Below are 12,782 nucleotides of genomic sequence, written 5' to 3' on the forward strand. Positions count from 1 at the left end.
TTACAATAAGTATAGAGTGTTTTTATTGAGATAATGTCAATTATACACTAAGTATCTGCTTTGTTTTTTAAATTTTCATATTTTTGATGCATATATTATCAAATTGTCACAATAATTGACATTAATTTGGAATATATTCAATACATACGTACTTTTGTTATGTAAATAAGAAATAAAACAATTAAAAAATATAAAATTTAAAAGCCATGAAAAAGATATTTATAACCCTTGCCATCGCTGCCAGCTTGTTCACTACCAACATATATGCTGCTACCAGCGCAATCAAAACCGATGACGGTACCGAAAACGTAACTTACGCCGCCATCTCAAAATTCAACAGCGATTACGCTCGTGCTGAGAACGTAAGCTGGAAAGTAAGCACTACCTTCCAAAAAGTAACCTTTACTTTAGATGACGTTAAAATGTCAGCTTTCTACAACCTGCGCGGCGAGTTGATCGGCGTAACCCAGAACGTTCAGTTTAAAGCATTGCCTGAAAAAGCAAGGAAAGAAATTGCTGCTAAATACGAAGGTTACTTCGCTAAAGAAGTGATCCAATTAGAAACCGGCGACGACAACAGCTTCGATAGCACAGTTTACTTCGTAGATCTTTCGAAAGACGACAAAGAAGTATTGGTACGCGTAACACCAGGTGCCGGCGTTTACTTCTTCAAAACCATAAAATAATTTACCAGGCACCTACATTGCCTATGTAACAATAGCCGCCCAATTTGGGTGGCTATTGTTGTTTTAACCAAACTTTTACGTTTTTTTAACTTGCATAAATAATTTTATTTGGTTATTAATAATTTTATATATTTGAAAAGATAGTTGTACATTCTATAATTGATTATTAAGCTTTTTTTATAACCAGTTGAATTACTTACTGATCGCTAACCAAATTTTAATTCGATTATACTAATATTATGAAAACTGGAAAAGTAAAATGGTTTAACACCCAGAAAGGCTACGGCTTTATTGTCACCGAGGAGGGGAAGGACCTTTTCGTACATTTTAAGGATGTACAAGGCGGCGTTAACGCCATAAAGGACAACGACAACGTTGAATATGATGTTGAAGACGGCCGTAAAGGCCTGCAAGCCGTAAACGTAAAGAAAGTGTAAAGTAAATCCCTGAGAAGATATATCAACCTCCGCGAAAAAAGCGGGGGTTTTTTTGTTCGAAAAATTAGGCAACATTGTCGGCTTTATCTACATTAGCCAACCAATTTAAAACCTTTAATTAATAATGACTACCGCCGCTCCCGCAAAACTTACCAAAAACGCCATCTTCCTGGTTATTGTAGCCTCATTGGGCTACTTCGTAGATATTTACGATTTGCTGGTATTTGGCATTGTGCGCAAAGCAAGCCTCACAGATATTGGCGTTGCTGCAGCAGACCTGCGTTTACAGGGCGAATATGTAATTAACATGCAAATGGGCGGGCTGCTATTGGGCGGCGTTCTGTGGGGGATACTGGGGGATAAGCTTGGCCGTATAAAGGTTTTGTTCGGTTCTATCCTTTTATACTCGATAGCTAATTTTGCAAACGGGCTGGTTCATGACGTAAACACCTACGCCGTGATCCGTTTAATAGCAGGAATTGGCCTTGCAGGCGAACTTGGTGCAGGCATTACGCTTGTAAGCGAAACATTAAGCAAAGAAAACCGGGGTTATGGCACCATGATGGTGGCAGTGGTTGGTCTTTTCGGCGCGGTGGCAGCAAATCTTGTAGCAACCAAGTTCGGTTGGCGAAATGCGTACTTCATTGGCGGCGGGCTTGGCATTTTATTGCTACTGCTCCGAATAGGTACATTTGAATCGGGCATGTTTAAAAATGTAGCCGAAAGCAAGGTAAAAAAGGGCAATATATTAATGCTCTTCACCAATAAACAGCGCTTTTTTAAGTACCTCCATTGTATCCTGATAGGTATGCCGCTATGGTTTGTGGTGGGGATACTAATAACCCAATCGCCAGAGTTTGGCCGGGAGCTTGGTGCTCCCAAGCCGCTGTTAGCCGGTAATGGTATTATGTGGTCGTACATTGGTATCTCTATCGGTGATCTTTTTGCAGGGCTGTTTGCCCAGTTAACCAAATCGCGCAAATTAACCATGTTTGTGTTTCAGGTGCTGTCGCTTATCAGCGTAATTTTATATTTAAATGCATACGGCATTACCGAGCAGCAGTTTATCTGGCTATGCCTGTTCATGGGCTTCTCGGTAGGTTACTGGGCAACATTTGTTACTATTGCGTCAGAGCAGTTTGGTACTAACATCCGCGCTACGGTTACCACTACAGTACCCAATTTTGTAAGGGGTGCGCTTATTCCCATCACTATCCTTTTCGAGGCATTTGTAAAATATTTTACAGTGCACGGCGGCAAGGATTCCAGTATCTTAAAAAGTGGTTATGTAATGATGTTTATTGTTACCGCGCTGGCATTGTTTTCGTTAAGCCGGTTAAAAGAAAGTTTCGGGAAAGACCTCGATTACGTAGAAGAAGAAGCCGGAATTAGTTGAAACAATTAACCGACTGCCGATGTAATGAGTGTGTTGTGAATAACTGCATTTATCCAAATCAATACTTTGTTTAATTTTGCCGAAGGTGATTCAATAAATCAATAATTCACTAAATCACTAATTAAAACTTAATGATTAGTAAAGAACAAATAGCTGCCGGTTACCGCGAGATACAGGACGAGATTTGTGCGGCCCTCGAAGCTGCCGATGGACTGGCCAAATTCGAAGAAGAGGTTTGGGAACGCGATGGCGGCGGGGGAGGCCGTACCCGGGTAATCCAGAATGGCAATATATTCGAAAAGGGTGGCGTTAATTTCTCTGCCGTGCATGGCAAGCTGCCACACACAATGAAAAAGGCGCTAAATGTAGAGCAGGAAGATTTCTTCGCTACGGGCGTATCCATTGTGATACACCCAAACCATCCGTTGGTGCCTATTATTCACATGAATATACGGTATTTCGAGATGCCAACCGATACGGGCGAAACCCCGGTGCATTGGTTTGGTGGCGGAATCGACCTTACCCCGCATTATGTGGTAGACGAAGACGCGCGTTTCTTCCACCAACAGATAAAAAACGTGTGCGATCATTTCAGCGATGAGTTTTACCACCGTTTCAAAATATGGGCCGATGATTACTTCTTCATCAAACACCGCGACGAAACCCGTGGCATCGGCGGTATCTTTTACGACAGGCTCACGGCCAACGAAGAGATGAACTGGGAGATGATATTCGAGTTCTCTAAAGTACTCGGCCGTTCCTTTATCCCAACCTATACTGAGTTGGTGAACCGCAACCGCTATAAAGAGTTTACGCCAGAGCAACAGCAATGGCAATACCAGCGCCGTAGCCGCTATACCGAATTCAACCTGGTGTACGATGCCGGCACCCGCTTCGGGCTGGAAACGAATGGCCGTATCGAATCGATACTGATGAGCCTGCCACCAACCGCAAAATGGGTATATGATTACCATGCCGAACCCGGCAGCGAAGAGGAGCGGACTTTATCGTTGCTAAAAAAAGGTATCAATTGGGTATAAATATGGTAAAGAAAATAGTATTCCCTACACTTTTTCTTGTTGCCGTACTGATGGCTTTCCGACCGTTTGCTACGTTGGAGGGCACCTACGAATACGCCGGCGGCATCTACAACAACAAAGCCGAAGCAGCCTCAAAAGACTACAAACTCCAACGCCGCTATAACGATGCAGAGTACGAGGCCACCTTTATTGAACCAGGGCAAGATACCATCGTTTACGAGCAGGGCAAATACGCTTTACCCAATGATAGCACCTGTTTCGAAACACAAACTTACAGTCGCGAACCCTCCAAAACGCTCAACATAACCGTGCAGTATAAGTACCGCATCAACCACGATACGCTCACCTTTAAAGGCACCTTACCCAACGGCACCAGGGTGCAGGAATACTGGAAAAAAGTAAGCCGCTAAAGCTCAATGGTAACCGTTTTTTTACCCTTAGAACGTGTAAAAAAGGGGCGAATGTTAGTAAAAAATTGCCCTGTTGCCATATAAATTCTTAACTTCGCAGGTCGTATAAAAAAACCAATTTTACACGCTAATACAGATTATATTTTCCATTAAGAAAAACAAATGGCCGAAGAGACAGAAAACGATAATCCGCACCAAGAAGACAGAATAATTTCGATAAATATTGATGAAGAAATGCGATCTGCCTACATTGATTATTCAATGTCGGTAATCGTATCAAGGGCCCTGCCCGACGTACGCGACGGTTTAAAACCGGTTCACAGGCGCGTATTGTATGGCATGCTTGATCTGGGTTTATACAATAACAAGCCGTACAAAAAATCGGCCCGTATAGTAGGCGAGGTGCTGGGTAAATATCACCCGCATGGCGATACATCTGTGTACGATGCCATGGTACGTATGGCACAGGACTGGAGCCTGCGCTACCCGTTTGTAGAAGGCCAAGGCAACTACGGCTCTATAGATGGCGACCAGCCTGCAGCGATGCGTTATACCGAGGCACGCCTGGAGAAGATTGCCGAAGAGATGCTGGCTGATATCAACAAAGATACCATCGATTTCCAACTCAATTTCGACGACTCCCTGCACGAGCCGACTGTACTACCAGCAAAATTCCCCAACCTTTTGGTGAACGGCGCAAGTGGTATTGCGGTAGGTATGGCCACCAACATGGCCCCGCACAATCTATCAGAAATTGTTGATGCTACCATAGCGTTGATAGATAACCGCAGCATTGAGATATCGGAACTGATGACCTATGTTAAAGGCCCCGATTTCCCTACAGGCGGTATTATCTACGGGTTCGAAGGCCCCCGCCAGGCACTGGAAACAGGTCGTGGCCGTGTAGTAATTCGCGCACGTGCCGAGATTGAAACCTATAATGGCGAACGCGAACGCATCATCGTTAGCGAAGTGCCTTACCAGGTAAACAAAGCGCTGATGATTGAGCGTACCGCCGAATTGGTAAACGAAAAGAAAATCGAAGGCATCACCGCCATCCGCGACGAAAGTAACCGCGAAGGCATACGTGTAGTGTACGAGATAAAACGCGATGCCAATGCAGCCATCGTGCTCAATAACCTTTACAAATATACCGCGCTGCAAACTTCGTTCAGCGTAAACAATATCGCGCTGGTACACGGCAGGCCGATGATGCTTAACCTGAAGGACCTGATCCACCATTTTGTGGAGCACAGGCACGAGGTAGTTATCCGCCGCACCAAGTACGAACTGGCCGAAGCCGAAAAACGTGCGCACATTTTAGAAGGCTTACTTATAGCGCTCGATCATATTGAGGAAGTTATCCGCCTGATACGCGCATCATCCACCCCGGATGAAGCCCGCGAAGGCTTAATGGCAAACTTCAACCTGAGCGATATACAGGCTCGTGCCATTTTGGATATGACCTTAAGGCGTTTAACAGGCCTGGAGCGTGATAAGATAAAAGATGAGTACGATGCTTTGATGAAAACCATCGATTACCTGAAATCTATCCTGGCCGATGAAAGCCTGCGCATGCAGATCATCAAAGACGAGCTTTTAGATATTAAAGCCAAATACGGCGACGAGCGTAAAACCGAAATGGTACACTCGTCGGCAGAAATGCAAACCGAAGACTTCATCGAAGATGAGGATGTGGTTATCACCATCTCGCGCGAAGGTTATATCAAACGTACTTCACTTACCGAGTACCGCAGGCAGGGCAGGGGTGGTAAAGGCAGCATAGGCAGTAACAGCCGCGATGCCGACTTTATCGAGCACCTGTTCATCGCATCTAACCACAACTACATGCTGTTCTTTACTGAGAGCGGACAATGTTTCTGGTTACGCGTATTCGAAATTCCTGAAGGTACGCGCACCTCTAAGGGTCGCGCCATCCAAAATATCATCAATATCCCTAAGGAAGAGAACATCAAGGCTTACATCAAGCTTAAAACACTTAAGGATAAAGATTACCTGGAGAACAACTTCATTATTATGTGTACCAAAAAGGGTGTTATCAAAAAAACATCTTTAGAGGCATACTCGCGTCCGCGTGCAAATGGCATCAACGCCATCAACATCAACGAAGGCGATTCGTTATTAGAGGCAACTTTGACCACCGGCAGCAGCGAGATCGTAATGGCGCTGCAATCGGGTCGTGCCATACGCTTCAACGAATCTACCGTTAGGCCGATGGGCCGTACCGCAACAGGTGTACGCGGTATCAGCTTAGACAGCGATAACGACGAAGTAGTAGGCATGATAGCTATCGACGATAAAGAAACTACCGTATTGGTGGTATCAGAAAGAGGCTACGGCAAACGTACCGATATCGACGACTACCGTGTTACCAACCGTGGCGGTAAGGGTGTAAAAACGCTTAACATTACCGAAAAAACCGGAAAACTTGTTGCCATAAAAGGTGTTACTGATAAAGAAGATCTGATGATCATCAATAAATCGGGCGTAATTATCCGCATTGCTATTGGCGAACTGCGTACCATGGGGCGCGCAACGCAAGGGGTGAAGCTTATTACGCTGAAAGGCAATGATGAGATTGCTTCGGTAGCAAAAGTAGATCATGATGAGGACGAGGAGCTGGATAATTCGGCAATTGTTGCTGAGGCTGGTGCCGATGCAGTTCCATCAACTGATGCACCGGCTGCCGAAACAACAAGTACTGAACCAACTGACAATACCGATGCAGCAGGAGAGGAGCCTGAAGCAGACGACAAAACAGAATAATACTTATGCAGCATAACCGTAAGCTCATATTACTGGTTTTAGGGTTGTTTACCACATCTTTGGCTTTTGGGCAATCAGAAGCGTTAAAGGCAGTGGTAAACAACCTTGCTTTTTACAAGCAAAAAAACGACCTGGCTTATTTGGCGAGAGCCAAGAAATCGGCAGATAGCCTCGTTGTAACACGCTCAGATTCCAGCGATCTGGAAAAGAACATGTACCGCCTTATCGTAAACGCGAGCATTTTGAATACCGATTCGCTCAACAAGCTTAACCAGCCCGAGCCATTCCTGGATCAGACCGCCGCCTTGTTCGATAAACTATCGGCAAAACAGAAAGCGTTTAAATTCGTGCCCGAGCTTGATTACGCCAGGCGCTGCCTGGCCGATGCCTATATACGCCGCGGTTTCCAGGCCAGCAACAATAACGACTTTGTAAAGGCATCCGTAGCTTTCCAGAAAGCCAAGGCATATGCGCCGGCATTCAGGCCGGTAAATACCTATATTGCTTACGCCAACAGCAAGCAGGGCAACCTGGCAGAAGCCGCTAAAAATTACAGCAACCTTATCAATGCCGATAGTAGCCGCATAGAGTATATCGCCATTGCATCGTCTATCTATAAATCGATGGGGGATACGGCTAAGGCTCTGCAGGTGTTGAAGAAAGGCCGCAGGCAACAGCCGGCAGATAAGCAGCTGCTGCAGGACGAGGCCAACATCTACAACAACAAAAAAGACTATAAATCGTTAGAACCATTGTTGGGCGCTTTGATAGACAATAACCCCACCAGTGCCGATATCGCATTCGTGGCGGCAAATTGCTACGATCAATTAAATCTGTACGATAAGGCAGAATCTTTATATCTTAGGGCCATAGAATTGAACGGTACGGCTTATGAGCCAGTGTTTAACCTCGGCTTGCTGTACTTCAAAAAAAGTACGAAAGGAAATAACACCGACGATAAGAATATCACCAGTGCTATATTATGGCTCGAAAAAGCTAACGAAATGGCACCACGAGATAAGAACTGTTTAACCCTTTTGCAATTGGCCTACAAAAAAACCGGCAACGACACCCAGTTGGGGAGGGTAACTAACCAATTAAAGCAAGTAACCAACTAAACTTGGGTTGTGGCGCATTTCGTGGCCGCTATCCATCAACTTAAATACAAAAACTATTTAAAATGAAAATTAAATTTTTGATAGCGGGCCTATTGGGCCTTATTTCGGTAACTGCGTTTGCCCAAAAAGGCGACGTGAACAACGCACAAAGCGAATTTGAGAAGTTCCAGCTTATCAAACAGGGCACGCTTGCAACAACTGCTCTTGCCAACGCGCAGGCGTCTATAGACAAAGCCATCGCCAACCCTAAAACAGCAACCTGGCCTCAAGCTTATGCATTGAAAGGCGCCATCTACGCCAACCTTGCCATCCAGGAAAAAACTCCGGCTACAGCCACAACATTGTTCGGCACCGCCGAAGAGGCCCTGAAGAAAGCCAAGGAACTTGATACGAAGAATGAATATTCTAAGATTATAAGCGAAGGCAACCTGGCATTGGCCCAATACCAGCTAACAGCAGGGGTTAATGCGTACCAGGCTGCGCAATATGACGTAGCTTACAAGGCCTTTGATTACTATCGCAGCATATTACCCGAAGATACTACCGCCATTTATTACACCGGCCTTGCCGCGTACAACTCAAAAAACTACCCGGCCGCTATTGCTAATTACAGCAAACTGGTTACCACCAAATATTCTAACGGCGAGCGTATATACGATGAGCTATCGGGCATGTACCTGGTTAGCAAAGATACCACAGGTGCTTTGAAAGCTATTTCAGAAGGGCTTGTTAAATATCCAAATAGCTCTACTTTGCGCAAAAAGGAGATAGAGATAGCCCTGCAAAGCGGCAAATCTCAGCAAGTGTTGGATAAGATTAATTCTGCTATCACCAACGACCCTAAAAACAAAGATTTGTATTACTACGCGGGCCTGGTTTATTCACAATCCGGCGACCTTGCGTCCGGTAAAGTAAAAGGCACCAAAGATGTAGCAGGCAAAAATGCCTTAAAAGCAAAAGCAACCGAAGATTACGGCAAGGCTGCCGATATGTACAAAAAAGCCCTGGAGATAGATCCGAACTATTTTGAAGCTAACCTTAACCTGGGGTACATTTTATTGACACCGGCTATCGATTCATTCAACACTGCAAATAACCTGCCCGGAACAGCTGCCGCACAAAAACAATACGATGTGTTAATGGCAAAAGCAAGCACGCAGTTCGATGCTGCTAAACCTTTCCTGCAAAAGGCAGTAGACTTGAGGCCAAAGTCACGGGATGCTTTAGCAAACCTGATAACTTACTACCGTGGCAAAAAAGATCAACCTAACGTAGATAAGTACTCTAAAATAATGGATGCCATTAAAGAGTAATCCATTATCAACTCATATAGAAAGCCATCTCGAAAGGGGTGGCTTTTTGCGTTAGAGGGAATTGTTATTGGCAGGCTTAAAAAACCCTTTACTTAACATAATATTAATTATTGGAATAATTTGGGGAAATCAGTTGTTGATAAGTTATATGGTATTATACCTAAAAACCAGGCAGATATTGCGGCAGTACCAATTATGTCAGTAAAGCACCATATTGTAATGATTTTAAGGATTTTATCTGGGTAATTTTCTACACTTGCTTCCATAAAACATCACCACTATGGATTTGAAATTAAAAGACAAGATTGCCCTGGTTACGGGTTCTACGGCAGGCATTGGTTACGCCATAGCAAAATTATTTGCAGCTGAAGGCGCACAGGTAATTGTAAACGGCCGTAGCTACGACCGCGTTAAGGCAACGATAGAGAAACTAATCGCAGAAACCGGCAACAGCAACATCACGGGCATTGCGGCAGATTTTGCCGACGTAAAGCAGGTTGATAACCTGATAAGCCAATTGCCCGAAGTAGATATCCTGGTCAATAACGTAGGTATCTTCGACCCGAAATCATTTAAGGATATCCCGGATGAAGAATGGTTCAAATTCTTCGAAGTGAACGTGCTGAGCGGCGTGCGTTTATCCAGGGCTTACTTCGATAAAATGCTGGCTAAGAATTGGGGGCGAATTATTTTTATATCCAGCGAATCGGGCGTGCAGATACCTGCAGAAATGATACACTATGGCATGACCAAAACGGCCCAAATCTCGGTAGCACGTGGCCTGGCCGAACTTACTGTGAACACCGGCGTAACTGTAAATACCGTGTTGCCCGGCCCAACCGCATCCGAAGGCGTAAGTGAATTTATCAAAGCCGTAGCTCGCGAGCAAGGTTTTACCGATGCCGAGATGGAGAAAGAATTCTTCGCCAATATGCGTGGCACATCGCTGCTTAAGCGCTTTATCACTACCGAAGAAATTGCCAATATGGTGGTTTATATAGCCAGCCCATTATCTGCGGCAACCAATGGCGCAACACTACGCGCCGATGGTGGCGTTATCAAAACGGCTTTCTAAGAACATAATTCAAATAAAATAAAGAATGCCCGGCAAATCCTGTCGGGCATTCTTTATTTTATGTTTAACCACTAAGCTTACTGCGGAGTACGTTTGGTAGTGTCAGATTTGCCGGTGTCGCTTTTCATCGTGGTATCCCTTGTCGGTGTGCTCATGGTAGCAGATGTATCTGATTTGGTGCCCGAGGTGTCCGAGCCACTGGCTTCTTTGGCAGAACCGCAGCCCGTTGCAATTGCGCCTATCATCGTCGCGACTAACGCGAAACTTAAGATTTTCTTTTTCATGCTAGATATCATTTTTGTGTGTTCAACTAAATGTTTCTTGCATGTTATAACTCGTCAATGTATCAATTGTTTTATAAAATTTCGTAAAAGGAAACAAATCTAAAATTACACGCAATAAAATTCTTGGTACGAGCCTACCCTATTGCACGATATTTTTCTGATATTTAACGCAGATGTTAGTATCAGAAAATACGTTGAAATGGGTAATGCGCTTCTACCCTCCCCTCCTTTTTCAGCGGATATGGGTCATCGGTTTCGATAAAGGCTTCACCGGCGTAAGGGTGAAAATTGCCAAAAGCCTGCTCAATAAAAACTACAACGGCTCTATCTTCGGCGGGACGATATTCGCCGCCGCCGATCCGTTTTACCCCGTGTTGTTCCATCAAATATTGAATAAGGATGGCAAAAAACGTTTGGCAATCTGGTCTAAATCATCTAAAATTGATTTCCTGAAACCGGGCCTTACCAGCTTGTTTTTCGAGATAAAATTAAGCGAAGCAGATATTGCCGAAGCTTATGAAACGTTGATAGTAACGGGGAAATTCGAAAAGGTTTTCCTCGTGGAGATATTTAACAAAGCCGGCGAGGTTTGCGCCACGCTAATGAACGAAGTTTACATACGCGACCTTGACCTGCCTAAAACCCTGATATAGTTATGCCTGTTTTTATGAACGATGCCGCTTTCCTGCAAAAGGGATATGAAATCTCCACAGACAAGGAAAAACTTAATTTTGACGCGATATATGGCTATCTTAACACATCGTACTGGGCAAAAGGGATGCCCGTAGAAAAGCTTAAGATTGCGCTGGAAAACTCTATGTGTTTTGGTTTGTACCATAACGGCACGCAGGTTGGCCTTGCGCGTGTGGTAACCGATAGGGCCACATTTGCTTACCTGTGCGACGTTTATGTGCTGGAGGCGCACCGCGGCATAGGTTTATCTAAATGGATGGTACAAACCTTGCTGGCGCACCCCGAATTGCAGGGCCTGCGTAGATGGAGCCTGGCCACGGCCGATGCACAGGGCCTTTACAGCCAGTTTGGTTTCACGCGGATAAACAACCCCGAAAATTGGATGCAGATACATACGCCTTATAAAGCGGACTAACATACCGGGACATGAATTTAAAACGACAGATTTTTGAGGGGGAAGGCGTATCGCTCGATTTTAAGAAAACCATCACCAGTTGCGAAAAAATTGCCAAAACCATGGTATCGTTCGCCAATAACGTGGGCGGCAGGCTGCTCATCGGCGTGTTGGATGATGGCACCATCAAAGGTGTTAAAGCCGAAGATGAGGAACGTTATATGATAACCAAAGCTGCTCATTTTTACAGCCGCCCAGCCCTGGAACCGGTATTTGAAGAGATTTATTGGGACGATAAACTGGTACTGGTGGTAGATATCCCTGAAAGCAAAGATAAGCCACATTACTCCCTTGCCGAAGATGGCAAATGGTGGGTGTACATCCGCGTGAAAGATAAAAGCGTACTGGCGAGCAAAATAGTAGTTGATGTGCTGAAACAATCCGCCAGCGATAAAGGCGTGCTTTTAGAATATACCTCCAAAGAAAAAGCCCTGTTGCAACACCTGGATAAAACCGAACGCATCAACATCAAACAATTTTGCGAACTGCTCAACATCGGCCGCCGCCGTGCCCAGCGCATACTGGTAAACCTGGTACTTACGGGCGTTATCCGCGTACATACCACGGAGAAGGAAGAGTTTTATACGGCAAGCTGAGATGGTTTCAGACGATATATGCCGGGTAATGTCTTTTGCAGAGTTAAGAGAATTCTTAATGGATTCGAAGTTTTTTGGCAATGAGACATTGCCTCACAATAGGTTGCATGAAAACGATATTCTTGCCTTAGCTAGAAAATACGGAAAGGATTATAAATTTCGACATATGCGCGATTGGCATAAGTTTGAGAAAATGGAGATAGATTTCAGTCCACAACAGTTTGTTGATAGTTGCTTTGAGGGACTGCAATATCAAAACGAGAAACTTATAATCATAACCCGCGAAAGCTGGATAATGGATAGGGTGTTCTTGCTTGATTACCCCAATTACCTTGAATTTGCTAAAAAAGACTATGACAAATACTCCGGGGTCTTCATAGATTTCGTAGAACCAATGGACTTCGTTTTCTTACTGCTAAATCAACAAATTGTTGTATTTCTCCATCACGAGGGTGTATTTACCCACCTTGATTTTAGCGATATCGCGTAACAC

General features: G+C 44.5%; 14 protein-coding genes. 13 read left to right on the forward strand and 1 reads right to left on the reverse strand.

Annotated elements, in window-relative coordinates; translation table 11 throughout:
• Positions 1–206 precede the first annotated feature (206 nt).
• The 9 genes from AC1DXC_RS09400 to AC1DXC_RS09440 all read left to right on the forward strand — a co-directional run bounded on the left by AC1DXC_RS09400 (position 207) and on the right by AC1DXC_RS09440 (position 10,262).
• Positions 207–686 (forward strand): hypothetical protein, encoded by a 480-nt coding sequence (locus tag AC1DXC_RS09400; protein ID WP_477458894.1) that lies wholly within the window; start codon positions 207–209, stop codon positions 684–686.
• A gap of 239 nt (positions 687–925) precedes the next feature.
• Positions 926–1,123: a cold-shock protein gene (locus tag AC1DXC_RS09405; RefSeq protein ID WP_477458895.1), complete on the forward strand. Its 198-nt coding sequence runs from the start codon at positions 926–928 to the stop codon at positions 1,121–1,123.
• A gap of 124 nt (positions 1,124–1,247) precedes the next feature.
• The gene (locus tag AC1DXC_RS09410; protein WP_477458896.1) at positions 1,248–2,519 is read left to right on the forward strand and encodes an MFS transporter; all 1,272 of its coding nucleotides are present in this window, start codon (positions 1,248–1,250) and stop codon (positions 2,517–2,519) included.
• 131 nt (positions 2,520–2,650) lie between these two features.
• Complete coding sequence (hemF, locus tag AC1DXC_RS09415; protein ID WP_477458897.1) at positions 2,651–3,559, forward strand: oxygen-dependent coproporphyrinogen oxidase; 909 nt, start codon at positions 2,651–2,653, stop codon at positions 3,557–3,559.
• Between the two features lie 2 nt (positions 3,560–3,561).
• Complete coding sequence (locus AC1DXC_RS09420) at positions 3,562–3,969, forward strand: hypothetical protein (protein ID WP_477458898.1); 408 nt, start codon at positions 3,562–3,564, stop codon at positions 3,967–3,969.
• Between the two features lie 162 nt (positions 3,970–4,131).
• Positions 4,132–6,756: a DNA gyrase subunit A gene (gene gyrA, locus AC1DXC_RS09425; protein ID WP_477458899.1), complete on the forward strand. Its 2,625-nt coding sequence runs from the start codon at positions 4,132–4,134 to the stop codon at positions 6,754–6,756.
• A 5-nt stretch (positions 6,757–6,761) separates the two neighbouring features.
• A complete protein-coding gene (locus AC1DXC_RS09430; protein ID WP_477458900.1) occupies positions 6,762–7,874 on the forward strand; it encodes a tetratricopeptide repeat protein in 1,113 nt (370 codons plus the stop codon).
• A 62-nt stretch (positions 7,875–7,936) separates the two neighbouring features.
• A complete protein-coding gene (locus AC1DXC_RS09435; RefSeq protein WP_477458901.1) occupies positions 7,937–9,187 on the forward strand; it encodes a tetratricopeptide repeat protein in 1,251 nt (416 codons plus the stop codon).
• Positions 9,188–9,467: 280 nt separating this feature from the next.
• Positions 9,468–10,262 (forward strand): SDR family NAD(P)-dependent oxidoreductase, encoded by a 795-nt coding sequence (locus AC1DXC_RS09440; RefSeq protein WP_477458902.1) that lies wholly within the window; start codon positions 9,468–9,470, stop codon positions 10,260–10,262.
• Positions 10,263–10,339: 77 nt separating this feature from the next.
• On the opposite strand, the gene AC1DXC_RS09445 is transcribed toward AC1DXC_RS09440, so the two are convergent.
• Positions 10,340–10,546: a hypothetical protein gene (locus AC1DXC_RS09445; protein WP_477458903.1), complete on the reverse strand. Its 207-nt coding sequence runs from the start codon at positions 10,544–10,546 to the stop codon at positions 10,340–10,342.
• Between the two features lie 173 nt (positions 10,547–10,719).
• Here AC1DXC_RS09445 and AC1DXC_RS09450 point away from each other — a divergent pair, with 173 nt between their 5' ends.
• The 4 genes from AC1DXC_RS09450 to AC1DXC_RS09465 all read left to right on the forward strand — a co-directional run bounded on the left by AC1DXC_RS09450 (position 10,720) and on the right by AC1DXC_RS09465 (position 12,779).
• Positions 10,720–11,199: a PaaI family thioesterase gene (locus AC1DXC_RS09450; protein WP_477458904.1), complete on the forward strand. Its 480-nt coding sequence runs from the start codon at positions 10,720–10,722 to the stop codon at positions 11,197–11,199.
• A 2-nt stretch (positions 11,200–11,201) separates the two neighbouring features.
• Positions 11,202–11,654 (forward strand): GNAT family N-acetyltransferase, encoded by a 453-nt coding sequence (locus tag AC1DXC_RS09455; RefSeq protein ID WP_477458905.1) that lies wholly within the window; start codon positions 11,202–11,204, stop codon positions 11,652–11,654.
• An 11-nt stretch (positions 11,655–11,665) separates the two neighbouring features.
• Positions 11,666–12,289 carry an AlbA family DNA-binding domain-containing protein gene (locus AC1DXC_RS09460; RefSeq protein WP_477458906.1) on the forward strand — a complete coding sequence of 208 codons (624 nt, stop codon included), beginning with the start codon at positions 11,666–11,668 and terminating at the stop codon, positions 12,287–12,289.
• Between the two features lie 166 nt (positions 12,290–12,455).
• The gene (locus tag AC1DXC_RS09465) at positions 12,456–12,779 is read left to right on the forward strand and encodes a hypothetical protein (RefSeq protein ID WP_477458907.1); all 324 of its coding nucleotides are present in this window, start codon (positions 12,456–12,458) and stop codon (positions 12,777–12,779) included.
• The last annotated feature ends 3 nt before the right edge of the window (positions 12,780–12,782 follow it).

Source organism: Mucilaginibacter sp. P2_D11 (genome assembly GCF_056404435.1).